Below are 26140 nucleotides of genomic sequence, written 5' to 3'. Positions count from 1 at the left end.
CGCGGCTCGCTTTCTCTCCTCAGGCGGCGGCGCGCTCGGGCTTTGCCAAACCGCGCTTCTCCAGCAATGCGTCGATCTCCGGCAGGCGGCCCCGGAAGGCGCGATAGGCGTCGGCCGGGTCCATGCTGCCGCCGGAGGAATAGATGAAGCGGTGCAGCGTTTCCGCCGTCGCCGGATCGAAGACGTCGCCGGTTTCCTCGAAGGCGCGGAAGGCGTCGGCGTCCATCACTTCGGACCAGAGATAGCTGTAATAGCCCGCCGCATAGCCGCCGGAGAACAGATGCAGGAAATGCGTCGGCCTGTGCCGCAGCACGATCTCGGCGGGCATGCCGATTCGGGCCAGAACGTCTGCCTCCGCCTTGTCGACATCGAATGCCGGATCGACTGTCCCGGCCTCATGCAGCTCCAGGTCGACAATGGCCGAGGCGACATATTCGACCGTGGAAAAACCCTGGTCGAATTTGCGCGCCGCCAGCAGCCGCCCGATCAGCTCGGCCGGCATCGGCTCGCCGGTCTCGGCGTGCAGCGCATATTCGCTGAGGATTTCCGGCGTCAGCAGCCAGTGCTCGTAAAGCTGCGAGGGCAGTTCGACGAAATCGCGCTTCACGCTGGTGCCTGAAATCGACGGGTAGGTGACGTTCGAGAGCAGACCGTGCAGCCCATGGCCGAATTCATGGAACAGCGTGCGCCCATCGTCGATGCTGAGCAGGGCCGGCTCGCCGGGGGCGGGCTTGGTGAAATTCAGCACATTGACGATGATCGGCAGCGTCTTCTTGCCGTCGAGCTTGTACTGGCTTCGGAAGGCGCTCATCCAGGCGCCGCCCTGTTTCGAGGGCCGGGCGAAATAATCGCCGAGGAAGATGCCGATGGTCGCGCCGGTCCGGTCCATGACCTCCCAGACGCGGACGTCGGGATGATAGACGGGCAGGTCCGGGCGCTCCTTGAAGGAGAGGCCGAACAGCCGCCGCGCCGTCTCGAAGCTGGCCTCGATCATGCGGTTCAGCTCGAAATAGGGCTTGATCTGCGCCTCGTCGAGATTGTGCTTGGCCTTGCGCACCTTCTCCGCGTAGTAGCGCCAATCCCAGGGCGCGATGGCGAAATTGCCGCCTTCGCTGGCGGCCGCCCCGGCCAGTTCGGCGCTCTCCTCGGCGGCGCGGGCGCGGGCCGGTTCCCACACGGCGAGCAACAGGTCGCGCACGGATTGCGGGCGCTTGGCCATGGTGTCGTCGAGGCCGTAATCGGCATAGCTGTCATAGCCGAGGAGCGCCGCGCGTTCGGCGCGCAGCCGCAGCATTTCGGCGATGATGGCGCGGTTGTCGGTGGCGCCGCCATTGGAGCCGCGCGCGATCCAGGCCTTGAACACCTCTTCGCGCAAATCGCGGCGGGCTGAGAATTGCAGGAACGGCGTGACGCTGGAGCGCGACAGGGTGATGGCGTATTTGCCCGGATGGCCGCGCTCCTTCGCGGTCCCGGCGGCGGCGGCGCGGGCAAAATCGGGCAGGCCGTCGAGGTCGGCCGCGTCCAGCAGCTTCAGATAGCCGCTCTCATCGGCAAGCACGTTCTGGCCGAACTGAGTGGAGAGCGTCGCCTGCCGCTCGGTGATTTCGGCGAGCCGCTGCCGCTCGGCCTCGCCGAGGCGGGCACCGGCGCGGACGAAATCGAGATGATGCTCTTCCAGCACGCGGCGTTGTTCGGCGGTCAGCCCGAGGTCGCGGATCTGGGCGTGCAGCGCATCGACCTTGGCGAACAGGGCAGGATTGGTGGCGATGGCCTGATTGTGGGCGGCAAGGCGCGGCGCGATTTCGCGCTCGATGGCCTGCAGCGCCTCGTTGGTATTCGAGCCGGTCAGGTTGAAGAACACCATGCCGACGCGGCCGAGCAGGCGGCGCGAGCGCTCCATGGCGCCTATGACATTGTCGAAGCTCGGCGGGGCGGGATCGGCGATGATGGCGTCGATTTCGGCATTATGGGCGGCAATACCCGCCTCGAAGGCGGGAAGGTAATGCTCGGAGGCTATCTCGGCGAAGGGCGGCATCTCGAAATCGGCCGTCCACGCGCCGAGCAGCGGGTTTTCTGTTGCGGTCATGCAGGGGGTCCATCCTGGAGTTTGGCCGTCCAGAATAGACTTTCGTTGCACCGCCGCAAAGAATTTAGGCACGACTTGCGCAAATCTTGTTGCACAGGTCGTGATCGGAGGCGGTCCGGCCTTCGCCCGGCCGTCGTCCCGGGCGGCCGTCAGGCCGGACCGGGACCCATTGCCGTCCCCTCGACCGCGTACCGTGCGGAGAGGCGAGCAGGCCCCGGCCCGGCGCTTCGCACCGTCGGGGCGACGAGACTTATTTCCGGCGCATGGCCTCGGAGAGCGCGGCGCCGAACGCGCCCATGCCGCTGCCCGGCTGTTCCTTGCCGCGCGGTTTCCCCGGGCCGCTCGACATGGGGCCGCGCACCTGATCGCGCTGCGGGCGGTCGCCGCTGGGGCGGGCCTCGCCGCCGCCGTCCTTGCGCATGGTCAGCGCGATGCGCTTGCGCTTCACGTCGACCTCGACGACGCGCACCTTCACCACGTCGCCCGCCTTCACGACCTCATGCGGGTCCTTCACAAAACGGTCGGCGAGCTGCGAGACATGCACCAGCCCATCCTGATGCACGCCGATATCCACGAAGGCCCCGAAGGCGGCAACGTTGGTCACCGTGCCCTCCAGCAGCATGCCGGGGCGCAGGTCCTTCATCTCCTCGACGCCATCGGCAAAGGTCGCGGTGCGGAATTCCGGGCGCGGGTCGCGGCCCGGCTTTTCCAGCTCGGCGATGATGTCCTTCACCGTCGGCAAGCCGAAATGCTCGTCGACGAAGGCGCGCGGATCGATGGACTTCAGCGCTGCCGAGTCGCCCATCAGCGCGCGCAGATCGCGGCCGCAGGATTCGACGATCTTCTTCGCCACGCCATAGGCTTCCGGATGCACGGCCGAGGCGTCCAGCGGCTCGGTGCCGTTCGGGATGCGCAGGAAGCCGGCGCATTGCTCGAAGGTCTTCGGCCCGAGGCGGGCGACTTTTAGCAACTCCTTGCGCGTCTTGAACGGGCCGACATTGTCGCGATGGGCGATGATCGCTTCCGCGATCGAACCGCCGAGACCGGACACCCGCGCGAGGAGCGAGGCCGATGCCGTGTTCAGGTCGACGCCGACGGCGTTCACCGCGTCCTCGACCACGCCGTCCAGCGCCTTGGCGAGCCGCGCCTGATCGACGTCATGCTGATATTGGCCGACGCCGATGGATTTCGGGTCGATCTTCACCAGCTCCGCCAGAGGGTCCTGCAAGCGCCGCCCGATTGACACCGCGCCGCGCAGCGACACGTCGAGATTGGGGAATTCCGCCGAAGCCGCCGCCGAGGCCGAATAGACCGACGCGCCCGCCTCGCTCACCACCACCTTGATCGGCTTGGGCGGCGGCATCAGGCCGATCATGTCGGCGACCAGCTTGTCGGTTTCGCGGCTCGCCGTGCCGTTGCCGATGGCGATCAGCTCGACGCCATGCTTGCGGATCAGCCCGGCGATCTCGGTCTGGGCCCCGCGCACGTCGTTGCGCGGCTGGAACGGATAGACGGTCGCCGTGTCCACCAGCTTGCCGGTGCCGTCGAGCACCGCGACCTTGACGCCGGTGCGGATGCCCGGATCGAGGCCCATGGTCGGGCGCGAACCGGCAGGGGCGGCCAGCAGCAGATCCTTCAAATTGCGCGCGAACACCCGGATCGCCTCTTCCTCGGCCTTCTCGCGCATCTCGGTCATCAGGTCGACGGTGAGGCCCATCGACAGCTTCACCTTCCACGACCAGCGCACGACATCCATCAGCCAGTTGTCGGCCGCAGTGCCCTTGGCGGGAATGTCGTAGGTGCCGGCGATGATGCGCTCGACCGGCTTCACCGCCGAGGTGTCCTCGGCGTCCACGTCGATGTCGAGCGAGATGATCTCCTCATTGCGGGCGCGCAGCATGGCCAGCGCCCGGTGGCTCGGAATGTCGCGCCAGTTCTCGGAATGGTTGAAATAATCGGCAAATTTCGCGCCTTCCTCCTCCTTGCCGGGCGCGACCTTGGCGCGCAGCACCGAGCGCGTCTTCATATGGGTGCGCAGCTTGCCGACCAGATCGGCGTTTTCGGCAAAAGTCTCGGTGAGGATGTCGCGCGCGCCTTCGAGCGCGGTCTTGGCGTCCGGCACCTCGTCGCCGAGGAACTGCGCGGCCAGCACTGCCGGATCGATCTTGCGGTCGGCGAGGATGGTGTCGGCCAGCGGCTGCAATCCGCGCTCGCGGGCAATCTGGGCCCGCGTCCGGCGCTTCGGCTTGAAGGGCAGGTAGAGATCTTCCAATTCCGCCTTGGTCGCCACCGTCGCGATCTTAATGGTCAGCTCGTCGGTCAGCTTGCCTTGCGAGGCGATGCTCTCCATCACCGTCTTGCGCCGGGCGTCGAGTTCGCGCAGATAGCCGAGCCGTTCCTCGAGCTGACGCAACTGGATGTCGTCCAGGCCGCCGGTCGCCTCCTTGCGGTAGCGGGCGACGAACGGCACGGTCGATCCTTCGTCCAGCAGCGCCACGGCCGCCGTCACCTGCTGCGGCTTGGCGTTGATCTCTTGGGCGATGATCTGCGCGATGCGGCTTTGAGCGTCGGTCATTCCAGCTCCGGGAATCAATTGGCGATCGGCGGAGGATAGGCACGCGCGGCCGCTCTGCCAAGAGATGGGGTCCGGCACAAAACATTTCATCCGGGAAAGTAAGGATGTGCCGGCTCTGGCCGGGTGGCTAAACGATGTGCGTGGGGTGCTCTGCGGTGTCGCCCGGCAGGGCGGCGGCGATTTCTTCTGAGGTGAGGCCGGCCTCGGCGAGAATCGCCCGGGTCTGGTCTGAGGCATCGGCGGGCTGGGCGATGCCGGGCGTGCGGCTGAGGCGCGGCACGGGCGGGACCGCGCGGGCGCTCGCGCCCGGATGGCGATGGGCGATCTGCGGCTCGGCCCAGACTTCGTCCGGCGACAGCACCGGCGTCACGCAGGCATCGGTTCCGGCGAAATGGGCGGCCCATGCGTCGCGGCTGCGGGTAAGAAAACCTTGCGAGAAGAGGCGCTCGATCTCGGGCCAGTTTGCCCGGTCGGCATTGTCGGGCGGCGTTTCGCCGAGCCCCAGTCCTTGCCACAGCGCCGCGAAAAACGCCGGCTCCAGCGCGCCGACGGAGACATATTGCCCATCCGCGCAAGCGTAGCAGCGGTAATGCGGCGCGTTTCCGGCGAGCAGACCATCGCCGCGGCCCGGCATCCTGCCGGTGCCCCAAAGCGGAAAATGCATCGCCATCAGCGACAGGCAGCCATCGACCATCGCCGCGTCGACCTGCTGCCCCTTGCCCGAGCGTTGCGCCTCGACGAGCGCCGCCATGATGCCGAAGGCCGCGACCAGACTGCCGCCGGCAAAATCGGCGACCAGATTGAGCGGCACCTGCGGCGGCTGCCCCGCCGGCCCGATCGCGCCGAGTACGCCGCTGACCGCGATATAGTTGATGTCGTGCCCCGCTTCCTGGCTGCGCGGACCGTCCTGGCCGTAGCCCGTCAGCGAGCAATAGACGAGTTTGGGATTGAGCGCCGCGAGCGTCGCGTAATCCGCCCCGAGCCGCGCCGCCACCCCTGGCCTGAAGCCCTCGACGAACACGTCCGCTCCGGGAATCATTGCGTGCAGCGCCCGCCGCCCGGCCTCCGTCTTCAGGTCGAGCGCCATCTGCCGCTTACCGCGCGCGAAAGCGGGCACGGCGCGCCCCGCCCGGCCGCCGCCCACCGCGATCACCTCGGCGCCGAAGTCGGCCAGCAGCATGGTGCAATAGGGCCCCGGCGCCAGCCGAGTCAGGTCGATGACGCGGATACCGGCGAGCGGGCCGGAGCGGCCGGATGGTTCATGGCTTTCGATCATCGCGGCTCCGGCTGAGACGGTTGCATCTGCAACGCTTATGATATCCACGATTTGATTCAAATGTGATATATCTGGCGACCCCGAACAGGGGTTATGGTAAAAGATTTTCTTCATGTCATATGAGGGGAAAAAGATGAAGGTTATTCTTAGCATTGTGGCATTGAGTCTTGGCGTGTCATCGGCTTTTGCCGATCCGCGCGACCGCGATTATCGCACCGATGAAGTGCGCGACATCCAAGAACGGCTGGTCGAATTGCGGCTGGTCGACCGCGGTTTCGAGGTCGATGGCGTCTACGGTTCCGGCACGCGCGAAGCCGTCCGGGACTTCCAGCGCGATCACAATATTTCCCCCGCCGATGGCGAGGCGGGGCCGCGCACTGTCGATGCCCTCTTCGGCGAGGGCGACAAGGGCGCACCGCAGCAGCAGGCTCGTGGCCGCTGCAAGAGCGAGGAAATTTCCTCGACCGGAAACGCGCGGCCGATCGAAAGCTGGGCGCTTAAGCTGGCCAAGAAGAACTGGCGCGAGGAAGTCCGCGCCCGTTACGGCGAGGAATGGTCGGATTACAACAATGCGCAGGTCTCGCTGTCGAAATGCTTCGAGTCCTCGGTCGGCGGCGTGCCTCTGAAGCGCTGCCGCATCGTCGCGACCCCTTGCAACCCGATCTGATCGCGCGGTTCTGGATCACGATGATTTGGATTGGATCAATCCAAAATCATGAACAGTGATCTCGTTCTTAAATTTCGATCGGGATGACGAGCGGTAAACCGGTACTCATCCCGCTCTAGGGGCCGAAAGTTGGGCGACCTGCGATGGCCAAGCCAGGCGCGGCCGCCCTTCCTGCAAGGAGAGGCGCGGGGCCGCCGCGCCGGCTTGTGGACCGCCGCCGCCCCGTGTCGCTTCGCATTGCAATCCCCCGCCGCATCGCATAGATTGACGCCTTGTGGATCCACGCGAACGCACCCATAGCTCAGCTGGATAGAGCGTTGCCCTCCGAAGGCAAAGGTCAGAGGTTCGAATCCTCTTGGGTGCGCCAATGATTTCAAGGGTTTCCAGGCCCGTTGACTTAGACAGCTAGCACGCAAGTCGCACGCACATCTTGGTTGATGGACTTATGGGCCGCCCTGCAAGGCGGCCCATTTAATTTACAACAGCTTCAATCGCTTCGCGAGCCTCCTGCAAGGAATTATGGGCAGAATGGGGGTATTTCCCTTCGCGGCGTGCAGTGGCTGTGGGGTGGCATCCAGACTGCATTTGCGATCCTTGGCGTGATTGGCGGCCAATATCGATCGCGCGGAAGCCCCAGTCTATATGCAGCCATCTGTCGCTGACAGCCCGGCCACTGCCTGGGTCACAGCCAGCCCGTCATCTGGAACACCTCGATCTCGCATTTTCCATCAGGCCCCCGGTGCAGCCGATAGGCTGTTCGATACGAGACGGGCAGCGCGTCCAGCATCACGGCGGCCGTCTGGGGATCAGGAAACTTGGTGGGACGCGGCGTTGATGGCTCGCTTTCCACCTTGGATCTCCGAGCTGACCTTGGACAAGCTGATCCTGAAGGAGGCGCTTGAGGGAAAATACTGAGCCCTTCCCGCCGCCGGGATTGCGTCGCGCATGTGCGCTCCAGGACGAAGGTCTCGGAGCGCCGTGCTTGCGCGGTGATCGGGCAGCCGCGCGCGCGACACAGCGCCGGCTGCCTGTCGTCCGCGACGATGAGGAGGCGCTGACCACGGCGATCATCCGTCTGGCGACGAGATACGGCCGGTACGGCTATCGCCGGATCACCGCGCTGCTTCGCGTCGAAGGCTGGCGGGTGAACCTCAAGCGGATCTATCGCATCTGGCGCCGGGAAGGGCTGAAAGTGCCGCAGAAACACCCCAAACGCGGCCGCCTCTGGCTGAATGACGGCTCGTGCATCCGTCTCGGCCGGAGCGCCCCGGCCGTAACTCTCCGGCTTTACGCAGCAATATCTGAGCGACCTCGAACGGGGCCTTCGCAACCCAACCTTGGTCACGATTTATGAGATCGCAATCGCGCTCGGCGTAAGCCACATGGAAATTGTGATGCCTGATCAGATCGAAGACGCGGGAAGTCCGGTCACCGATGCGCCTCCGGCTCAAAAATCTTGATTAAAAGCGATCTGCGCTTAAGATATACGAATACCCGCTCGTATATCAAGGATTCAGCATGCAAGTCTCTCGCTGGGGAAACAGTCTCGCGGTGCGTCTCCCCACCGCCATTGTTGAGGCTCTCGGACTGAAGGAAGGCGACGACATCGAAATCCACGTCCTGGGGGAGAAGGTGTTGGAAGTCACGAAGACAGCGTCCACGCAGGAGTTGCTGGACCGTTTGCGCAAATATCGCGGGCGCCTACCGAAGGGATTTCGTTTCGACAGGCTGGAGGCCAATGAGCGAAGTTAGGCCGTTCTTCGACACCAATATCTTGCTCTATCTGTTATCGGACGAAGACGGCCGCGCCGACACGGCGGGCGCTCTGTTGCAGTCCGGCGGCGTGGTCAGCGTTCAGGTCTTGAACGAATTCGCAAGCGTGGCGAAACGTAAGTTCGGCATGGACTGGGAGGAAATCGCCGAGATCCTCGACGTGGTGAAAGCCGTTTGCAGCGTGGTACCGGTGGCCATCGACACGCACGAACTCGGGATCTCGATCGCGAGGCGGTACGGCTTTACGGTCTATGACGGAATGATCTGGGCCGCCGCACTTTTGACCGGATGTCCGGTGCTTTACTCCGAGGATATGCAGAACTGCTTCGTCATTGACGGTACGGTTTTGCAAAATCCCTACGCAAAGAGTTGATGCCACCGATCCCCTCTGCGTATCGCCTGACCTGGGTTATTTCTGCGGATACGGGCTGAGCACCAAATCCTTTTGCACGATGACGCGCAGCGGCCAGCCGGGCCGGACCTTAATGGTGAACTCCTGCGCGAACTGACGCTTGAATGCGATGCTGTGACTACGGTGCTTCGCCATGGGTTCTCTTCCGAAAACTCGGAAACCGGTCAATCCCTCAATGCCGATCTATCCACCGGCAGGGGCGCACTCCATGGGTCACTCCAAGACGGCTCGCTCGCGCGTCGCCGGAATCCACGGACGAATGATAATGTCCTTTGTGACCGCAACGGTGAAAAGTAAGCGGGCCTTCTTTCCCACCTATCGGCCGGGCTCAGGCGGTGGCGTAATGCCGGTCCATGAGCGATGGTTTTGACATTAAGCTTAAGCGTAAGCTTGAACGCAGCGCGGAGGACGCCGCCGGGCACGTCTCGGCGGTGCGGCGGATTGAACTGATCACGGGCGCCGCTCGGCGCCGGCGATGGTCGAGCGATGAGAAGGCTCGCATTGTGATGGAGAGTTTGAGGCCGGGCGCCAATGTTTCGGAGGTGGCACGGCGCAACGGTCTCTCCCCACAACAGCTCTTCGCCTGGCGCCGCGAGGCCCATGCGCTGTTTCGGGAAGGCGCCGGCACGACACCGGCCGATCGGCCGGCAACGGCTCCGGTCCGGCAGCCTCGGCGGAGGAAGGAGCAGCGCGCGAAGCCACCCGAGATCGGCGCCGGCACGCCGATGTTCGCGCCGGTGGTGATTGCGGCGTCCGCACCCTCGTCGTCGCCGTCATCTTCACCGCCGGCGACGGCCAATGCGGGCCGGATCGAGATTGCGATCGGCGACGCGGTCGTGCGCGTCCTCGGCCAGGTCGAGACCGCTATGCTCATTGCCGTGCTGCGCGCCGTGCGGAGGTCGTCGTGATCACGGCCGGGGCAGAGATACAGATTCTCGTGGCGACCAAACCTGTCGACTTCCGCAAGCAAGCCGACGGCCTGGCCGCGATTGTGCAGGCGGTTCTCGGCGCCGATCCGTTCTGCGGCGCCGTTTATGTGTTCCGCTCCAAGCGGATGGACCGCGTGAAGCTGCTGTGGTGGGACGGCACCGGCATCTGCCTGATGATGAAGCGCCTGGAGACCGGCCAGTTCCGCTGGCCGCCGATCGAGGATGGCATGATGAAGCTGTCGGCCGCGCAGCTCTCCTCGTTGCTCGAAGGCGTCGCCTGGACGCAGGCGAAGCGCCGCGACGTCGTCCGTCCGAGTGCTGTGCAATGATCACGCGGCATGACGACTCACCCACAAGGTCGATGATGCGCGCATCGCCGGAATCAGCAACGCTCTGGCTCGTTCTCGGCAAGACAGCCGCCCCGAAGCCGGCGCGAACCATGACGCATGCGAGCGATACGCTGCCCGAAAATATCGATGCCCTACGGGCATTGATCCTGGCGGAGCGCGCGGCCCATACCGCCCTCGTCAGTGAGCGCGATGCCATCACCGCCGAGCGCGACAAGCTGGCCACCCGCAACGAGCGGCTGGAGGCGATCATCAAAGAGATCCGCCGCGCCCACTTCGGCCGTAAATCCGAGCGCATCACCGACGACCAGCTGGCGCTCGCGCTCGACGAGCTTGAGACTTCGCTTGCCAAGACCGAGGCGGAGGAGGAGAAGGCCGATCCGGCGCTCAAGACCGAGCGCACGCGAAAGCGCCGTGCCAGCCGCAAGGAGAACCTCGATCATCTGCCGCATGAGGAGGTGGTGGTCGAGCCCGACAGCAAAGTCTGCCCGTGCTGTGCCGGCGAACTGCACGTCATCGGCGAGGATAGGTCCAAGCGCCTGGACAAGGTTCCAGCCAAGGTGCGCGTGATCGTCACGCGGCGTCCAAAATACGCCTGCCGAACCTGTGAGAAAACGGGAGCGGACGATGTCGCTGGCATCATTCAAGCGCCGGCGCCGGCGCGGCTGATCGAAGGCGGGCTGCCGACCGAAGCCCTCGTGGCCGACGTTGTGGTGAGCAAACATGCTGATCATCTGCCGCTCTATCGGCAATCGCAGATCCTGGCGCGTCACGGCGTCAGCATCGAGCGTTCGACGCTGGCGCAATGGGTCGGCGCGGCAGCCGCCGAACTGCAGCCGCTGCACGATCATCTGATCGGTCTGCTCAAAGCCTCACCGCGGCTGTTCTGCGACGAGACGCGCTGTCCCGTGCTGGACCCCGGCGCCGGCAAGACCAAGACCGGCTTCATGTGGGCGATCGCCCGCGACGATCGGCCGTGGGGTGGCATCGATCCGCCGGCGGTGGCCTATTCCTACGCGCCCGGCCGCGGTGGCGAGCACGCCGTGAAGCTGCTCGACGGCTATAACGGCATCCTGCAAGTGGACGGCTACGCCGCCTACAAGAAGCTGGCCGCGCCGGCACGGCCTGGCGGGCCGGTGACGCTTGCCTATTGCTGGAGCCATCTGCGCAGGCAGTTCTACGAGGTCTATGTCGGCGGCAACGCGCCGATCGCGACCGAGGCGCTCGCGCGCATCAAGCGGCTCTACGACATCGAGGCCGAGATCCGCGGCCTGCCTCCGGCCGTGCGGCGCGCCATCCGCCAGCAGCGCTCCAAGCCCGTGATCGAGGCCCTGAAGCCCTGGTTCGAAGCGAGCCTTGCCAAGGTGTCGAAGGGCAGCAAGCTCGCCAAGGCGCTCCGCTACGGCCTCAACCATTGGGACGGCCTCTGCCTCCACCTGGACGACGGCCGCATCGAGATCGATTCCAACACGGTCGAGCGCTCGATCCGCGGTCTGGCTCTCACGAGGAAGAACGCTTTGTTCGCTGGCCACGAACGCGGCGCCGTCGGCTGGGCGATGATCGCGTCGCTGCTTGAGACCTGCAAACTGAATCAGGTCGATCCCCTGGCCTGGACCACCGACGTGCTGACCAAGCTCGTCAACCGCTGGCCGGCATCACGCATCGACGAGCTGATGCCCTGGGCTTACGCAAAACCAGCCTGAGCCAGGATCAAGGTGGGGTGGCTGGCCCGCTTACGATGAAACGGCCCTTCTCGAGCCTCTTGGTGAACAGGCACGCCCCGTCGCCATCATGCCAGATGACCTTGATCAGATCGCCCCTGCGCCCGCGAAAGACGAACAGATGCCCGCCCAGCGGATTGCGCTTCAGCACCTCCTGGACCTTGAGCGCCAGCCCCGGAAAGCCGCAGCGCATGTCGGTAGGGCCCGTCGCCAGCCACACCCGCACGCCCGTGGGGACCGGGATCATCGGCCATCCGCCGCATCGAGGATGCGCCGCAGGCTGTCCACATCGACGCCGGCGCCGACCCGCACCACGCGCCCATTGCCCAGCGCGATCTCGATACGATGCTCGGCGGGCTCCTGGCTGGTGGCAGGTGGCGGCGAGACCGGCAAAGCATCGGCTTCGGCGGCAGCCTCCGGCGCCGGCGTCTCGGTCGCGGGCAGCGCCAGGGTGACAGGGACGAAGGTCGGCGTGCTCTGATCCTGCGAAACCCGCGCCAGGCGCCGCCAGCGGAACAATAAACTCGGCTTGATCCCGTGCCGGCGCGCCACCGCCGAGATGTTCACTCCAGGCCGTTCAGCCTCTGCGACGACCGCCTGCTTCTCCGCCTCGCTCCACCGCCGCCGCGCCTCGGCGACCACCGAATACCGCCGCGAAAAATTGTCTCCAGACATAGCTCCAGACCTATCCCTTGTTGCATCAACAAGGGCCAACAGGAGCTATATCCAGCGCGCCTCACAAGGCGGCCTCTGGCGTATGGATACGGTCTTCGTAAAAGGTTCCGTTTTTGATCATATGGTAGGCGGCGGTGAGCATGGAGGCAGCGACTGCACCGATTGCCTTTTTGGCACCGTTCCTGGCGCGTTGGCGATGGAACTGGGCCTGCAGATAACTCCCTTTTGCGCGCGCGCCTGCCCAGGCACATTGAAAGAGTGTCGTCTTCAGCCAGGGGGCGCCTTTACGCATTCGCGTGGAATGACGCTTCCCGGCACTCTCATCGTTCTTGGGGCACATCCCGGCCCAGGAGACCAGATGCCCGGCCGTCGGAAACCGGCTCATATCGGTGCCGATCTCGGCTAACATAACGCGCGCCGCCAAATCGCCAATGCCGGGGATGCTGGTCAGCACAGGGATCAGCGCACGAAAGGGATCGAGATTGGCCTCGACTTCCCTGTCAATCTCGGCGATCGCCCGATCCAGCGCATCAATCTGCTCCAGATGAAGGCGCAGCAGGAACCGATGATGGTTCCTCACGCGGCCGCGCAGCGCTTCCTGAAGTGTTGTGGCAGATGCTCTGATCCGACGGTTCGCCAAGCGGGCCAGTTGAGCCGGATCCGTTTCGCCTGCAACCAGCGCTTCGATCATCGCCCGGCCGCTCGTGCCGACAATGTCCGAGATCACGGAATCGAGCTTGATGTTGGCTTCCTCGAGCGTTTTCTGCAGGCGCTGCACATGGCTGGTGCGCTCGCGTATCAGCTGCTTGCGCGTTCTTAGCAATCCCCGTTGCTCCAGGGTCTGCTCGTCGGGCACAAAGCTGCCGCGGATCAAGCCGTGTGCAAGCAGATCGCCCAGCCATGTCGCATCATTGACGTCGGTCTTACGGCCTGGAACGTTTTTGACATGAGCCGCATTCGCCAGCGTCAACGCAAAGTCGCCATCGCCCAGAATATGCCACACGGGCTTCCAATAGACACCGGTCGCCTCCATTGCGATATGTGTACAGCCAAGCGAGGATAGCCACTCCGAGAGTGCGAGCAAATCGCTCGTCGTGGTCTTGAAAGTACGGACTTCACGGCTGGCCTTGCGGCCAACCACCTGGCGGCTGCAGGCAACGACCGTATCTTTATGGACATCAAGGCCGGCGCAGTTTGGATAGAAAACTTCCATGACGATCCTCCGTGCACGCCGCCGGCATGGAATGTCCATCAAAGAAACTCTAGAAACCGTGCTCCGGGGCCAACGCGGCCCGTGGCACAATCAGGGGTGCTCGGACACTCCGGATCCAACTAACTTTAGGGCTCACACGCACCAAGAAACCGCCGATCTCTGCGCCGACGACGCTACCTCCGAGAGTGCCACAAAGCGGTTTCATCCCCAAGGGTCCAACAAGCTGTTCGGTGGCCAACTAACTTAGAAGCTGGTATCGCGATGCGGGGCAGGCCACTTAGCCCAAAAAAGCTACCATCAATGATACGTGGTACTATCTTCAACGACCGATACTTCGTGTCCAAGGCTGCGGAAGTTGAGGGCTAACTATCCCGCAACTCCCAAGATCATGAACTGGCCATCGGAGGCCCCGCCGGACGGGAATAAAACCCGTCAAACAGGGTTGCTGTCAAAGTCGACATCATAAGGGCCGGGATGAATCGGTCCCGTTGTTGGGCCCTGGCCAATGCCGAATTGTTTCATTGATGGCGCAAGGGTGTCATAGAATTCCTCCTGATTCTTGAAATATCGGTGAGCTTCGATCCCTCCGGTTACAAGGCCCGCGACACCGGAGAAGATGGCGCCGAGGAAACTTACGCCCCCCGCAACTGTAGAAGCGGCGGCCGATGCGAAAGCCGGCAACCGTGCCCCTCCGGCTTTGGCGAGCGCCAGACTTGTATCCGCTATGTCTGCAGTAGCCACAGCAATGGACATCCCTCCTTGTGCAAAGCTCAACCCGGCAAGCGCATCATCTCCATTCGCTCTGTAGTCATTACCAGCCATGAGCAATCCCGCTCCGCTTACGATACCCCCAGCTGCTTGACCAATATTTCCGTAACTAGAAATTTTTCCAGCTGTTAAAGCTTTTCTTTGTTCATTGGCAATCGCATCATCAAAAGAACGCGAATTACTATTTTCATGGAGGTTATTTTCTGCATTTATTTCGGGCAGCTTGGATTCCTTTTCCTTATTTAATTCTCTAACTTTATTCTCCGTATTTTTTAGTTCTTTATCCAGCTTTTTTATTTCACTTAAATAAAAAANCTTTTTTATTTCACTTTTTTCATTTTCTATTTGCCTTTCTAGGAAAAATTCGTAATAATCGTCCTTTTTGAATTTTCCTTTCTCGAGTCTCCTCTGATTTGCCGCTATGATCTCTTCTCTATCGACTTTATGCTCTTCAAGAGTTTTTAGTTTTTTGTTTTCACCATCTATCTTTTTTTCAATTTCAGTATTGTACTTAGCCTTATCTTCGATATTGCGAGCAATTTCTGTGTGGCTAAATTTTGAGTACTTGCCGCCAGCTATCAGCGAAAATGACACCGTTGAAACCCCGCCCCCGATCACGGACAAAAGCTCCGGGGCTGTCTCCGGCTTCCCCGCAGCGGCAACGCCGACAGCTGTACCCAGCAATAGTGCTGTACCCGCATGCATAATTCCCTGCTTATGCATTACGGTAATATGCTCACCCCTGTCGATCGAGTCCTTTCCGAGCGAAGCCTTTAAATCCTCAAGTGCAAGCAGAGTGGTTTCGCCGTGACGAATCGTATCCCATACGGCTCGAATGCCACGAATAATTGTGTCTGGTGATATCTGCTCACCGAGCGCATCTGTAAACATTTCCGGATTCGTGTCTTTCAACCCTTCCAGAAAAGTTCCTAGCTTGCCTTCGTCGAGATTGCCGTTTCCATCTTCAAATTGATTATAAAATGCCGTTGTCGTCGTTTCTGACGCCTTCTTGTCGATCAGCAAATCCTGTGCCTTACCGCCAGCGACGCTTAACTCACCATCCGACATACCGAGAACTCGACTAAAGGCGTTAAGATCTCTATAGTATACTTTCGCCGCTTCGTTTGCGTCCATGCCTTCATTCAGATAGCCCTGCAGATCTTGCGCATCCTTGAGATGAGTCTCGTAATATGCGACAACATCATCGTAATGTCCCGATTTCATGGCGATATCTTTTAGGGAGCCAAGCGGCAGACCAAGCGCTTGCCTAATCTCATTGGCATCCGCAACAAACTCTCTCACCGCATCCGGCGTCGAAAGAATTTTCCCATTTTCATCGCGACGGTAGAATATATCATTAAATGCGCCTGAATTGGAATAATCATAATCATAGTACCCTTGCGACAATTCATAGTCATAGTGATGCTGGAGCTGAGCTTTCAGTTGAGGGTCGGCGTTAATAAGGCTCTGCAAGGACTTGGGTGCGTTGGCTCGCAAATACTCTAAGGTCTCCTGGTCATTGCTTAGTATTTCTATTTTTTTATCAAGATCCCTTTTTACCGTATTTATATTGCCATTGAGACCATCCTTACCGTAAGGATCCCAAAGGTTACTTGCATCGCCTGCCTTCAGCTTCAAACGCATATCGACAAGCTTCGCCAGCACTGCCGCTGTCGTCTTGGCGTCAAGATCCCCCTTGAACACTTCAGGCCCTATCTCCGATAGGTCGACGTCCGCGATAATATCGGCATTGGCGACATTTTCCATGAGCGTCATAAAATCGACGCTGGTGTCAGGTGCGGCATCGGAGGCGATCCATTTCGTAATATTCTCGGCGTCAAAAAGATAATCTGATTTGGCCGTCGCGGGATTATCGCCATGGGCGTCGAAAATCCGGCTCATGCCCTCATGAGACACCAAATTTGCAGCATTCTTTAAATCTTGACTAAACTGAGAATTGCTTTGCGCAAAGTAATAAAGCTGCCACTTGTTAACATATTCCCCTTCGTTGCCTTTCTGCCCTTCAATGAGATGATCGCTTACCCCCCCTCCGATGAGGTGGATGTTGGCTGCGACAAGCGCGGCGTCACGCACCATTTGGTCCGAGGTCCGGTTCGCGTGGGGATTGTTTTCTCGGTATTTTTTATAGGCCTGAGCAACACTTTTTATGTCGGATTTCGTATTGACGACGAATGATTTGAGTTCATCATAGGTAACTTTTCCGTCGCCATTCGTATCCCAGGCCCTTACCAGCTCCGGATGTGCTTTTGCGTAATCCATGACATCCTTCGCAGCGGAGCTAAGACTGTCGGCCTCGTGTAGATCCGTAGAAAAGCCGCCGGTATTATCCAAGCCCCATTGCCGCCAATGGTTCTGAAGCGTTTCGGAGTTATTAAGCGGTTTCGTCAGTTCCTCGCGCTTCGGCCCATCGGTTACCAGGGTGCCCCACAGAGAGTCGTTCTGTCCGTTAGCCCCTTCTAATTTATTTAGTTCGGGCTTGTTCTCTAGAGCAAGCACATTTATATTATCGTCTTTTGCTTTATCAAGTGCACTATTAAAGAAATTGTTGACAGGATTCAATGGATGCTCCGGTGCACTCGACGAGTGAACGGCCTTAATCTTTGCCATGCAGCGATCTCCTTACAGATGATGGGTGCGTTGCGGAAGCCGGGCAGATAAGCAGCGGCAAGCGCAGCCTGCCGTTCCCATGCGGCCAAGTTGCACTTCACCATCGGCTCCAGGGCGATGGATCAAGCATCGGCGAGATGGGCAAGGAGGATAATTCAGGTCGCTGTAACGCTGTCTGTGGGGAGCGATGGAGCGAACATTAATCGTGATGAGCGACAAGCGCTCACCTAGGCCAGCCTGCCGATTGCCTTCCGGCTCTACCTTACTGAAGCTTGGACCAATGATGAGGAGCGGCGTAGAAAAGGCGGGATTCCGGAAATCGTTGCTTTCCAGGGCAAACCGCAGATTGCTCTTGATCAAATTAGACGGCCGATCGCCAACACTGTGCCGTAGGGTGCCGCGCTCGCCGACGCCGGCTATGGCAATGACACAGCATTCCGCAGCCGTCTGACTGAACTTCGCCACAGCGCCCCCCATGCGCCGCACTCGACTGAGATCATTCACCCGCATTGAGCGTTTCGACCTGGCTGCCCCGCCGATCAGCCCGACGCTGTTCCGAACCTCCGCGCCGGCACCGCGCGCCTCGTAACCAATCGACGCAGCAGCCGTCACCGTGTCGTGGCTCTTATCACTTAACAACACCATTGCGTGCTCATAGCCGAAGCTGTCGCGCACGATGTGGAGAAGTTTGGACAGCAGTTGCGAAGGTGCGGTCAGATCGGCAAGCCTCCGCAGAGCAGCCGCCAACTCGGCCAACCCCACCGGAGTTTCGGCGTGCGCATCCGTGGATGAAGTCTAGCAAGCCCAAGCACTAGACGGTTGCTAAAAGAACACTAAGTGCGGGGTAGCGAATCCTAAAAAATGCCTAACTGAGCTCCTCCAATTCGGTTCCCTGCCCCATTTGGAAGTGCCGCCGCCGCTCACCACAATTATAAGATCTCGACAGCACTTTATTTGGGGCCGTCACGCGTGAGCTCCCTCCATCCCGGCTTGGGGCGGATCGTGTTTTACACCGGCCGCCCCGACGACAACCCCACTTTCGGCGTTCTGGGAACGCTTGTCGCTTCATCAAACGTGTCGGAGAAGACTGTATACGACCTAGTCAAATCGGTATTCGGCAATTTTGATACCTTCAAAGAGCCTGCATCCGGGGGCGCAAAGCGCTATTATCGGAAGCGGGGCGGCTCTGAGGCTCCCCTTGATGTCGTGGCGACCGCATAGCCGATGTAGCAATTGCGGGACTACGTTGTCGGGATTCAAATGAGACGCAGGCAAGCATGACGACGGCGATGCTGGACTGCGTGGCGAGTAAATCGGGACGGATGCAGCTCATACATTGCCCTTACCCTGTCATCCGTGAACAGAAGCCAAAACATTGATGGATAAGGGCTAATCTGCTTCCGTAAAATTTCTGTCTTGCCAGTTTTAGCGACTGTCTTGCCGGTCAAGCGGCTTGCCGTGGCTTCTGATCCCGCAGTATGGCGTTGAGGATGGTGAGCAGCTTACGGGCGACCGTGACCAAGGCGGTCATCTTCGGCTTGCCGGCGGCGCGGAGCCTTTCGGAGAAAGTCTTGAGGCTCGGATTGCAGCGGCAGGCGACCAGGACAGCCATGAGCAGGGCGGTACGCACCGATCCTCTGCCCCCGCCAATGAAGCTCTTGCCGCGCCACTGGCCCGACTAACGCGTCCAGGGCGCAAGCCCGGCCAGCGCCGTGATCTGCCATCGGCCCAGCCGCCCGATGTCGGGCGGCTGGGCAATCAGCGTGCGGGCGATTGCTTCGCCGATGCAAAGAAGGCGGCGCGAGCAGCATCGATCTGCGGCCGGTTCTCGATCGCCCAGTTTCCGAGGCCCAGCACAGGGGTTTGTAGAGGACGCCCCACTCCGGTCATGTCGTAATCCACCCGCGGCGGAATGCTCGGCGTCACCTTGCGGCTGACGGGGCCGTCGCGTTCCAAGCCGCGCAAGGTGAGGGTCAGCACGCGCTGGGACACCTCCGGAATGGCCCGGCGAATTTCGGAGAATCGGCGTGGGCCGTCCTTCAGCGTCATGACGACCAGCACGCTCCACATGTCCCCGATCCTGCTGAGGATCTCGCTGACGGATTTGCAGCTCTCGGTCACAGGAGGGGAACTCGGGCTCAAAAATGTGCTTCCTTGCGCGGTTTTCCGGAGGGCATCATTTTATCCTCGGTTCCTGTCTGTAACCAGCGCCAATCGAGGGAAAGCATGTTGAAGGCAGCATTGATCGTAGGAAGCACGCGGCAGAGTGCCGATACGCCGGTCAGATGGCACGTCGAAGGGGCATCAGCCCGCTCCGACCTGCAGCTTGATGTGCTCGACCTGCGCGAATCTCGGCTTCCGTTCTTCGACGAGCCCGTACCACCGCTCTTTACCGGCGGCTCCTACACGCAGCCGGAGGCGGAGGCCTGGCGCCGGCGGATCGGCGACTCTGAGAGACGGCTACCTTCCTGGGACCAATCCAGCCGGCCCATTATCGCCTTTATTCCAGGAAATAGAGCCATCCTAGCAATGTGGGTATGGAGACCAGCGTAGTCATTGAGACAATGGAGCCGGCCAACTCGTCCTGAACCTGGTAGACGCCGGCGAGAACATAGGCTGTCTTCGCTGTTGGCACTGCCGCGCACACAACCGTTGCAATAGAAAGAAATGAATCCAAACCCATTGCTGTGCAGAGGGCTAAGGCGATGCACGGCGTAATAAGGAGCTTAGTTGTCGCAATAAGCAGAGATGCCTTGAGATCATGGTATCGCTTGCCAAGCGACAGTCCAAGACCAATAGAGAATAGTGCGCAGGGCATCAGAGTCTCTCCAAATGTGTTGATATATACTGTAACCGGCTTAGGCAAAGAGGCACCCGAGACAGACCAAAGTAAGCCGGCCACCGTCGAAAATACCAGTGGGTTGAGCATCACCTGCTTGATCATCATCGTTTTTCGACTTGTTCCAGTTTGTGTTTCAGCGCTGAACTCAAGCAGGATGATTACACACGGGAACATCACGATCCCTGTGAAGGCGGTCGCGATAGATGCGAAGATCACGCCGCGATCTCCGTAGAGTGCTTGCAGAATTGGTAATGCAACAAATCCTGTATTGGTCATTGATGTTAGGGAACCGATGATTACTGCCTCGGCGGCACTTTTCTCCCAGAACGCCCGGGCAAGGATCCCAGTTGCAACAAACGCGATGAGCGAACTTCCGCCGAACGCCGCGAGGAAACTCCAGTCGAGAAGTGCGCTGATTGGTAAACGCGCGATTGTTAGGAAGACCAGAGCCGGCATCGCTACGCTGTAGGCGAACTGAACTAGGGGCCCAGCAAGGCTGCGCGGAAGGTAGCCTAAGACTCCGGCCAGCCAGCCCGTTGCGATAATTCCAAACACAGGTAGGACAAGCGCCGCTATACTCATTGCGTCCTTACTACTCTCGGTCTGGCTGGCAAGGCTTTTTGTCTTAAAGCGCGTGCAACACCGTCACTTCGGGCTGAACTGGCGATTTGTCGCCAACCCGGTGTCGATCAGCAGAGCCAGCAGATCAGGATAATCGATGCCTGCGGCCTTCCAGATCTGTGGGTATTGGGACACCGCAGAGAGGCCGGGCAGGGTGTTCACTTCATTGACGACCGGCTGGACCCCATTGCCTTTGGGGCGCAGAAAGAAATCCACCCGGAGCAACCCGCTGCAGCCGAGAATGCCAAACACACGAAGAGCCTCCTCCTGCAGGAGCGCCGCAATCTCTGGTCCCAGATCGGCCGGAATCTTGAAATCGACTGAGGAGTTCTCGTATTTGGCGGCATAGTCGAAGAACTGATTTGCATCTGGCAGCAGGATCTCGAGCGGCGGCCCGGCGCGTAGGGTGCCGTCAGGGTATTGCAGCACCGCCACATCGACTTCGCGGCCCGGCACCGCCGCCTCGACGAGCACTTTTGAATCGCTGCGCCGCGCCAGAGCGAGGGCCGCGTCCAGATCCGCCCAGCGGCGCACCTTCGAAACGCCGAAACTGGAACCGCTACGTGCCGGTTTAACAAATACCGGAAGACCAAGATGAGCGCGCGTCGGCTCATCGAGGATCGCCTCGTCGCCCTCGAGCACCACCCCGTCTGCAACCGCCATTCCCTCGGCCGCCAGCAGGCGCTTCGTCTGCTGTTTGTCCATGCCGGCAGCGCTGGCGAGCAGACCGTTGCCGACATAAGGTAAGCCGATCAGTTCCAGCAGCGCTTGGACGGTGCCATCCTCACCATAGGGGCCATGGAGAACCGGAAAGACCACATCGAATTCGCCCAGCGCCGCGATGGCGCGCGCTATGCTCGTTTGCACGCTTGGCGCACCCTCAATTAGCATCTCGCGGGTCATATGAAGGAGTGCATCGAGATCAATCGTGCAGTCGAGGCTGGCCTCCTCACCCACGATCCACATGCAGCCTTCGGTCACGCGTATCGGCGTGACAGCGAAGCGCTTCTTGTCGAGAAAGCGCACAACATTGGCAGCCGAGTTGCAGGAAACCAAGTATTCATCGCTTGGGCCGCCGAATAGCACGGCCACCCCGCAACGCGATTTGTTACCGGAGGGCATCGATCAGTATTCCCGTCATTGGTTCACGTGATTCGGTCAGGAGGGTGCAGACAGGAACCGCCTAGGAACGCGCGGTCCGATTCTGGTGAGAATTTCATGCGGGTTGGTGCCAGCCCACTCCGCCCACTCGCTCACTGTTGGCTCGCCGGCGTCGCCCGGCCCGAACAGCACCGCGACATCCCCGGTCATAACGTCGGTCTCGCCGGCATCGACTACGAACTGGTCCATGGTGATGCGTCCTGCGACCTTGCAACGCACGCCGTTGATGGCAACGCTAGCCTGCCGCCACGCGACACGCGGCACGCCGTCTGCGAAGCCCAGCGGCACTAATGCGAGGGTGGTCTCGCGTTGGGTGAGATAGAGGCGCCCATAGGACACCCATGTGCCCGCCGGCACGCGCTTAGTTAGAATAATTTGGCTGCGCAAAGTCATGGCGGGACGCAGACCGAAACATCGCCCGGGCACCGGCTCGACGCCGTAAAGCGCAACGCCCGCACGTACGAGATCGAAGCGCGCCTCCGGAATCTGGAGAAGCGCTGCCGAGTTCGCCACATGGCGCAGCGTAGGCGCTAGCTCTGCTGCGCGGCTCATGGTCAGGGCGTCCGAGAAAAGGCGCAGTTGCTCGCGCAAGCGCGGATCGGCTACATCCTCCGCATTGCCCAGATGCGACCAGATGCCGACGACCTTAATGAGGCCAGCACGCTCGACCTCACAGGCGGCGGCAGTCAGAGAAGGCCATTCGGCAGCAAGCGCGCCGCCGCGGGCAAGACCCGTGTCGATTTTCAGATGCACCGCCGCAACCCGCCCGGTAAGGGTTGCTGCTGCAGCAACACAGCTGAGTTGCTCCATCGAGGCGACGGACGCATCGATATTTGCGGCCAGGATAGGCGCAAGGTCCTCGCTTGAGCCGTAGAGCCACATCAGGATAGGAGCAGTGATTCCATGATGCCGCAGTGCCAACGCCTCCGCAGGCGAGGTGACGCCGAGCCAGGATGCGCCGCTCGCCAGCGCCGTGCGCGCGACCTGCACCGCGCCGTGACCGAAGCCATCTGCTTTCACCACCGCCATGAGCCGCGCACCGCCGGCGGCCTTGGCGAGGAGCGCGGTGTTGTACGCAATGACCGCGAGGTCAACGATGGCCTCCGCCGAGCCCGACAGGGACGCCGTGGCGCGCTGGGCGCCGCAGTCAGGGCAGAGCGGCGAGCCGGTCTCTCGCTCACTGGGAAGGGCTGCTCCTTGCGTCGCAGGCTGGGTGCGCATCGCTATCCTCGGCGGTTCACTTATGCCTTCAGCGCGGCGTGTCGAAGGCTTTGAAGTGGATAAAAGCCGGGCAAGCCCATGACGGGCGCGCTTGGCGACATCGCCCTTGCTGCCGAAGGTGATTGGCAGGGCGAGGGATGCACTTGTTGCTCTTGATCTCGCGGGCGGCCTTCGCGACGTGATCGCCAGCCGGACGGTCTCCATTGCATCAAAGACTCTTTATCACCTGAGACTATCCCCAGCCGGCCCAGTCGGCGGCCTCCCATCCGTCGCAATCGAGCGGGTGGCCGCGGACATAAACCATCCCGTTGATCGAGTTCGATCCGCCGAGAGTCCGACCCCGCGATTCTCTGGAAGAAGCTCTCAAACTCCCCTGGCGTCACCGTCATCTGGAAATGGACAGCGGAATCGCCATAGGCGCGCCAAGCATGCGGCATCTGCTTTGGCAAGAACACGACGTCGCTCGGGCCGGCAATCCGGCAAAGCTCGGGCGTCCACAGCGTGATCGCTCCCGACTGGATAAGAAAGATCTCCTCATCGTTCCGGTGCAGATGACTTCGTGGCAGTCCGAACCCGGCCTGCGCGGGATAATCTAGGATCGCCAATCTGAGAAGCGTATAGGCGGCGGACAGCCGGGAACGGGATTGCTCACGCCAGGAAGTTGTCGCGAATTCGTCGCTAGATGGTGCGCTGACGTGCGGAGCGCGTGGTATATCCCTCTGCAAATTGTTCATTCAGCAGATTCTTTCCTTTTGCAGCTACGACGCGGGCACCGGCTACTTGCAAGTAATGGCGAGGCATCGTTCAACGTGGCCCCGTGAGGCTCCGCAGTGTTTCTACTAACACTGGCGCGCTGCGGCTCCGTCCCTAAAACATTGCTAAGTGCCAGGCGCCCTTCCTAAATCATCCTTAAGCCGGGCAAGAGCGTTGGCCTGTGAACCGGCGCGCAAAATTGGCTCTTCTCTATTCGGCGGACTGGAGTCAAACGCTTTTCGAGCCTCGATTTGTCCAGCGGCAGATATCCTTTGCAAGCCTGGAAGCGCGAGCTCTCGGCCGTGACCATTTCTTCACTCGGCTCAGCAGCACTTACGCCGCTTCGTAGAGCAGGGCACGCATCATGCCGTCGGCACAGAGCGACACTCGGCCGATGCGATGGCTCTCGCCTAAATTGGTTGAGCGCCGAGGTTAATCCCAATGCCGATCCGACGGCACGGGAATTCCGAAAGCGAGGCGGGACATCGATCATGCTGGTGGAGGCAAGCGATGTGACGGGGCCGATGTCTGGGATCGTCATCAATCGCCGACACGTATCGTCATCTCGGACCAAAGACAGCACTTTCCGATGCAGGCAGGAGAACGCCTCGCGCAGCTTTCCTCTGGCGGCAAGCAGAGGCGCGATGATTTCCATCAGATCGGGCATGTTTTCGACGAGCTCAACAATGCGGGCTTCGAAGCCCATCGTGCCGACGACACCACCTTGGGGCCGAAGTTTCGCAAACAGCCCGCGGATGTCGTTCTCGATGGCGATGGCCTTCTCCTGCAAAAGCTTCCGCGCCGTCAAATAGGGCGCGATGCTTTCGGCTTTTCAACGTCTTGACATGCACCGGCGGGAACAAGCTAGACCATCATGTCCGGATTGAAGAGAGGTGACCCGCCCCGACGTGTCGACTAAAGGCGCAAGAGCAAGCGCAACGGGGGTTGCTTCGGATGAGCGAAACCCAGCCCCAGACACCGAGGAGCGGATCATGACGGAGACTATCATTTTCGTGGGGCTGAACGTCCACAAGAAGACGATCGCGATGGCAGGACCTATCGACATCCGGCGCGGGTGACGCAGATCATCCGTGTTTTGATTGGTTGAAAGAGTTGCCGGAACCGATCCGGGCCATCGCCTGGAAGGCACAGGTTCGATTATCGGCGCGCTACCGCAAGCTGATGGCTGCCGGCAAGCCGGCGCCGAAGGCGATCGTTGCCGTGGCCCGCGAGTTGGTCGGCTTCATCTGGGCCATTGCACGCCTTGTCGAGCCGAAGATGGCATGACGAGCAGGCGGCAATCACGCGAGCGGAGGAGATAGAACAATCGCCAAGATATCAATGCCCAACGCGGGCGGCAGGGCGTGGAGGGTGGGGAGCCCTCGCAAGTCGGGTTTGAACCAGGCTGTCGTGTTCGCCGCGTGCAGACACGACAGCCCACGCTCGTTTGCTAGAGCGGGATGTTTTTACCCCGACTCGATTTGGGATTGAACTGAACCGCTACGCGGTATCTCCCAGCGGTGAGGGAAGCGTCCTGTCTGTCAGGATCGTGTTGTCGAAGACACGAGCCTTGAGACAGGAGCTTTCCATGAGTGTGCGTAGCACGGCCACGCCGATCAGCCCCCTTCGTCGGCGCATGATCGAAGACATGACGATCCGTAATCTGTCGCCAATGACGCAGCGATCCTACCTGCATGCGGTTGAGGGCTATAGCCGATATTTCGGCCGGTCACCTGATCGGCTCGATTTCGAAGATGCGCGCGCGTATCAGGTGCATCTGGCTGGCAAGGGCATCGCCTGGGCAAACGCTGAACCAGATCGTTTGTGCGTTGCGCTTCCTCTACGGCATAACGCTCGGCCAAGACGAAGTGCCGGAGCGCATTCCCTATGCCCGCAAGCGGGCGACGCTGCCGGACGTCTTGAGCCACGACGAGGTGGTCAGGTTTCTCGAGGCAGTGCCCGGCCTGAAGTGCCGTGTCGCGCTGACGACGGCCTACGCTACGGGAATGCGCGTTTCGGAAGTCGTGGCGGTGGAGGTCCGCAACATCGATAGCGGCCGGATGGTCATTCGCATTGAGCGGGGCAAGGATGGCAAGGATCGCTACGTGATGCTGTCGGCGCAATTGCTCGGCATTCTGCGCGCCTATTGGAAGCTTGCCCGCCCGCCGCGCTTTTTGTTTCCTGGCCGCGACGAGAGCACCGCCATCGCCGCCACCGTCCTTCATGCTGCCTGCCGCTCGGCGCGGGCGGCCGCCGGCATCGACAAGAAGGTCAGCGTCCACACGCTCCGGCATAGTTTTGCGACGCATTTGCTGGAGCAGGGTACCGATATTCGCATCATCCAGGCCTTGCTCGGCCACAACAACCTTTCGACGACCGCGCGCTATACGCGCGTCGCGACCAGCACGATTGCGGCGACGACAAGCCCGCTCGACCGCTTGAGCCTGATGGTGGTGCCACCTTCGTAAGCGG

The 26140-nt window shown here is 61.1% G+C and carries 20 protein-coding genes, 1 tRNA gene and 8 pseudogenes; 13 read left to right on the top strand and 16 right to left on the bottom strand.

Annotated features, from left to right (window positions below; all coding sequences use genetic code 11):
• Positions 1-19: 19 nt before the first annotated feature.
• The 3 genes from BLEFHOIH_RS20875 to BLEFHOIH_RS20865 form a co-directional block, all read right to left on the bottom strand.
• Positions 20-2086: a M3 family metallopeptidase gene (locus tag BLEFHOIH_RS20875; protein ID WP_088347973.1), complete on the bottom strand. Its 2067-nt coding sequence runs from the start codon at positions 2084-2086 to the stop codon at positions 20-22.
• Positions 2087-2336: 250 nt separating this feature from the next.
• Positions 2337-4661: a Tex family protein gene (locus BLEFHOIH_RS20870; RefSeq protein WP_088347972.1), complete on the bottom strand. Its 2325-nt coding sequence runs from the start codon at positions 4659-4661 to the stop codon at positions 2337-2339.
• A 127-nt stretch (positions 4662-4788) separates the two neighbouring features.
• The gene (locus BLEFHOIH_RS20865) at positions 4789-5937 is read right to left on the bottom strand and encodes a CaiB/BaiF CoA-transferase family protein (RefSeq protein WP_088347971.1); all 1149 of its coding nucleotides are present in this window, start codon (positions 5935-5937) and stop codon (positions 4789-4791) included.
• A 172-nt stretch (positions 5938-6109) separates the two neighbouring features.
• Here BLEFHOIH_RS20865 and BLEFHOIH_RS20860 point away from each other — a divergent pair, with 172 nt between their 5' ends.
• On the top strand, positions 6110-6604 hold the full coding sequence (locus BLEFHOIH_RS20860; protein ID WP_210191853.1) for a peptidoglycan-binding domain-containing protein: 495 nt from the start codon (positions 6110-6112) through the stop codon (positions 6602-6604).
• 290 nt (positions 6605-6894) lie between these two features.
• Positions 6895-6971, top strand: a tRNA-Arg gene (locus tag BLEFHOIH_RS20855).
• Between the two features lie 315 nt (positions 6972-7286).
• On the opposite strand, the gene BLEFHOIH_RS26895 is transcribed toward BLEFHOIH_RS20855, so the two are convergent.
• Positions 7287-7454, bottom strand: a complete 168-nt coding sequence (locus BLEFHOIH_RS26895) for a hypothetical protein (protein ID WP_170937301.1) — start codon at positions 7452-7454, stop codon at positions 7287-7289.
• Between the two features lie 5 nt (positions 7455-7459).
• Here BLEFHOIH_RS26895 and BLEFHOIH_RS20850 point away from each other — a divergent pair.
• From BLEFHOIH_RS20850 to BLEFHOIH_RS20835, 4 genes and pseudogenes are all read left to right on the top strand, one after another.
• Positions 7460-7859 (top strand): annotated as a pseudogene (locus BLEFHOIH_RS20850) (IS3 family transposase); the annotation flags it as partial.
• 22 nt (positions 7860-7881) lie between these two features.
• Positions 7882-8064 (top strand): annotated as a pseudogene (locus BLEFHOIH_RS27645) (helix-turn-helix transcriptional regulator); the annotation flags it as partial.
• Positions 8065-8122: 58 nt separating this feature from the next.
• Positions 8123-8356 carry an AbrB/MazE/SpoVT family DNA-binding domain-containing protein gene (locus BLEFHOIH_RS20840; RefSeq protein WP_088347968.1) on the top strand — a complete coding sequence of 78 codons (234 nt, stop codon included), beginning with the start codon at positions 8123-8125 and terminating at the stop codon, positions 8354-8356.
• Positions 8343-8750: a PIN domain-containing protein gene (locus BLEFHOIH_RS20835; RefSeq protein ID WP_088347967.1), complete on the top strand. Its 408-nt coding sequence runs from the start codon at positions 8343-8345 to the stop codon at positions 8748-8750. The genes BLEFHOIH_RS20840 and BLEFHOIH_RS20835 overlap by 14 nt, the downstream gene beginning before the upstream one ends.
• 36 nt (positions 8751-8786) lie before the next feature.
• Here the strand turns inward: BLEFHOIH_RS20835 and BLEFHOIH_RS26890 are convergent, their stop codons facing one another.
• Positions 8787-8924 carry a hypothetical protein gene (locus tag BLEFHOIH_RS26890; protein ID WP_170937300.1) on the bottom strand — a complete coding sequence of 46 codons (138 nt, stop codon included), beginning with the start codon at positions 8922-8924 and terminating at the stop codon, positions 8787-8789.
• Positions 8925-9220: 296 nt separating this feature from the next.
• Between BLEFHOIH_RS26890 and BLEFHOIH_RS20830 the strand changes: the two genes are divergently transcribed.
• The 3 genes from BLEFHOIH_RS20830 (at position 9221) to BLEFHOIH_RS20820 (ending at position 11768) form a co-directional block, all read left to right on the top strand.
• The gene (locus tag BLEFHOIH_RS20830) at positions 9221-9697 is read left to right on the top strand and encodes a transposase (protein WP_245297131.1); all 477 of its coding nucleotides are present in this window, start codon (positions 9221-9223) and stop codon (positions 9695-9697) included.
• Positions 9694-10047, top strand: coding sequence for an IS66 family insertion sequence element accessory protein TnpB (tnpB, locus tag BLEFHOIH_RS20825; protein WP_088347965.1), 354 nt, complete (start codon positions 9694-9696; stop codon positions 10045-10047). The genes BLEFHOIH_RS20830 and tnpB (BLEFHOIH_RS20825) overlap by 4 nt, the downstream gene beginning before the upstream one ends.
• Before the next feature lie 110 nt (positions 10048-10157).
• Positions 10158-11768 carry an IS66 family transposase gene (locus tag BLEFHOIH_RS20820; protein ID WP_088348081.1) on the top strand — a complete coding sequence of 537 codons (1611 nt, stop codon included), beginning with the start codon at positions 10158-10160 and terminating at the stop codon, positions 11766-11768.
• 7 nt (positions 11769-11775) lie between these two features.
• On the opposite strand, the gene tnpB (BLEFHOIH_RS20815) is transcribed toward BLEFHOIH_RS20820, so the two are convergent.
• The 4 genes and pseudogenes from tnpB (BLEFHOIH_RS20815) to BLEFHOIH_RS20800 form a co-directional block, all read right to left on the bottom strand.
• The gene (tnpB, locus tag BLEFHOIH_RS20815; protein ID WP_095407243.1) at positions 11776-12033 is read right to left on the bottom strand and encodes an IS66 family insertion sequence element accessory protein TnpB; all 258 of its coding nucleotides are present in this window, start codon (positions 12031-12033) and stop codon (positions 11776-11778) included.
• Complete coding sequence (locus BLEFHOIH_RS20810) at positions 12030-12461, bottom strand: transposase (protein ID WP_088347964.1); 432 nt, start codon at positions 12459-12461, stop codon at positions 12030-12032. Before BLEFHOIH_RS20810 ends, tnpB (BLEFHOIH_RS20815) begins: the two co-directional genes overlap by 4 nt.
• 91 nt (positions 12462-12552) lie before the next feature.
• A pseudogene (locus BLEFHOIH_RS20805) lies at positions 12553-13674 on the bottom strand (IS110 family transposase); the annotation flags it as partial.
• Between the two features lie 1083 nt (positions 13675-14757).
• The coding region (locus BLEFHOIH_RS20800; RefSeq protein WP_210191852.1) for a type III effector HrpK domain-containing protein at positions 14758-17070 on the bottom strand (2313 nt) is incomplete at its 3' end.
• Between the two features lie 237 nt (positions 17071-17307).
• Between BLEFHOIH_RS20800 and BLEFHOIH_RS20795 the strand changes: the two genes are divergently transcribed.
• Positions 17308-17463, top strand: coding sequence for a transposase (locus tag BLEFHOIH_RS20795; RefSeq protein WP_088348080.1), 156 nt, complete (start codon positions 17308-17310; stop codon positions 17461-17463).
• A 627-nt stretch (positions 17464-18090) separates the two neighbouring features.
• Positions 18091-18207 (top strand): annotated as a pseudogene (locus tag BLEFHOIH_RS27640) (C4-dicarboxylate ABC transporter substrate-binding protein); the annotation flags it as partial.
• 307 nt (positions 18208-18514) lie between these two features.
• On the opposite strand, the pseudogene BLEFHOIH_RS27400 reads toward BLEFHOIH_RS27640, so the two are convergent.
• The 7 genes and pseudogenes from BLEFHOIH_RS27400 to BLEFHOIH_RS20765 form a co-directional block, all read right to left on the bottom strand.
• Positions 18515-18856: pseudogene (locus BLEFHOIH_RS27400) on the bottom strand (transposase); the annotation flags it as partial.
• A complete protein-coding gene (locus BLEFHOIH_RS20790) occupies positions 18829-19119 on the bottom strand; it encodes a winged helix-turn-helix transcriptional regulator (protein WP_348626063.1) in 291 nt (96 codons plus the stop codon). The pseudogene BLEFHOIH_RS27400 and the gene BLEFHOIH_RS20790, both read right to left, overlap by 28 nt.
• A 451-nt stretch (positions 19120-19570) precedes the next feature.
• The gene (locus BLEFHOIH_RS20785; RefSeq protein ID WP_088347961.1) at positions 19571-20494 is read right to left on the bottom strand and encodes an AEC family transporter; all 924 of its coding nucleotides are present in this window, start codon (positions 20492-20494) and stop codon (positions 19571-19573) included.
• A gap of 63 nt (positions 20495-20557) precedes the next feature.
• Positions 20558-21625, bottom strand: coding sequence for a D-alanine--D-alanine ligase family protein (locus tag BLEFHOIH_RS20780; protein ID WP_210191851.1), 1068 nt, complete (start codon positions 21623-21625; stop codon positions 20558-20560).
• A gap of 66 nt (positions 21626-21691) precedes the next feature.
• Positions 21692-22915, bottom strand: a complete 1224-nt coding sequence (gene alr, locus BLEFHOIH_RS20775; protein WP_088347959.1) for an alanine racemase — start codon at positions 22913-22915, stop codon at positions 21692-21694.
• Positions 22916-23147: 232 nt separating this feature from the next.
• On the bottom strand, positions 23148-23219 hold the full coding sequence (locus tag BLEFHOIH_RS27635) for a hypothetical protein (RefSeq protein WP_088348078.1): 72 nt from the start codon (positions 23217-23219) through the stop codon (positions 23148-23150).
• 719 nt (positions 23220-23938) lie between these two features.
• Positions 23939-24531: pseudogene (locus tag BLEFHOIH_RS20765) on the bottom strand (transposase); the annotation flags it as partial.
• A gap of 265 nt (positions 24532-24796) precedes the next feature.
• Between BLEFHOIH_RS20765 and BLEFHOIH_RS26885 the strand changes: the two are divergent.
• Together BLEFHOIH_RS26885 and BLEFHOIH_RS20755 are read left to right on the top strand one after the other, a co-directional pair.
• Positions 24797-24955 (top strand): annotated as a pseudogene (locus BLEFHOIH_RS26885) (IS110 family transposase); the annotation flags it as partial.
• A 301-nt stretch (positions 24956-25256) separates the two neighbouring features.
• Positions 25257-26136, top strand: a pseudogene (locus BLEFHOIH_RS20755) (site-specific integrase).
• The last annotated feature ends 4 nt before the right edge of the window (positions 26137-26140 follow it).

Source organism: Rhodomicrobium sp. R_RK_3 (genome assembly GCF_002198715.1).
Lineage (GTDB): Bacteria > Pseudomonadota > Alphaproteobacteria > Rhizobiales > Rhodomicrobiaceae > R-RK-3.
Note: the sequence above shows the minus strand (reverse complement) of the source record. Positions and strands in the feature narration are given on the sequence as shown.

Bases quoted from the DNA above. Each gene is read 5' to 3' on its own strand.
- BLEFHOIH_RS20875 (WP_088347973.1), bottom strand. From the start codon at position 2,086: ATGACCGCAACAGAAAACCCGCTGCTCGGCGCGTGGACGGCCGATTTC.
- BLEFHOIH_RS20870 (WP_088347972.1), bottom strand. From the start codon at position 4,661: ATGACCGACGCTCAAAGCCGCATCGCGCAGATCATCGCCCAAGAGATC.
- BLEFHOIH_RS20865 (WP_088347971.1), bottom strand. From the start codon at position 5,937: ATGATCGAAAGCCATGAACCATCCGGCCGCTCCGGCCCGCTCGCCGGT.
- BLEFHOIH_RS20840 (WP_088347968.1), top strand. From the start codon at position 8,123: ATGCAAGTCTCTCGCTGGGGAAACAGTCTCGCGGTGCGTCTCCCCACC.
- BLEFHOIH_RS20835 (WP_088347967.1), top strand. From the start codon at position 8,343: ATGAGCGAAGTTAGGCCGTTCTTCGACACCAATATCTTGCTCTATCTG.
- BLEFHOIH_RS26890 (WP_170937300.1), bottom strand. From the start codon at position 8,924: ATGGCGAAGCACCGTAGTCACAGCATCGCATTCAAGCGTCAGTTCGCG.
- BLEFHOIH_RS20820 (WP_088348081.1), top strand. From the start codon at position 10,158: ATGACGCATGCGAGCGATACGCTGCCCGAAAATATCGATGCCCTACGG.
- tnpB (WP_095407243.1), bottom strand. From the start codon at position 12,033: ATGATCCCGGTCCCCACGGGCGTGCGGGTGTGGCTGGCGACGGGCCCT.
- BLEFHOIH_RS20810 (WP_088347964.1), bottom strand. From the start codon at position 12,461: ATGTCTGGAGACAATTTTTCGCGGCGGTATTCGGTGGTCGCCGAGGCG.
- BLEFHOIH_RS20790 (WP_348626063.1), bottom strand. From the start codon at position 19,119: ATGACGCTGAAGGACGGCCCACGCCGATTCTCCGAAATTCGCCGGGCC.
- BLEFHOIH_RS20785 (WP_088347961.1), bottom strand. From the start codon at position 20,494: ATGAGTATAGCGGCGCTTGTCCTACCTGTGTTTGGAATTATCGCAACG.
- alr (WP_088347959.1), bottom strand. From the start codon at position 22,915: ATGCGCACCCAGCCTGCGACGCAAGGAGCAGCCCTTCCCAGTGAGCGA.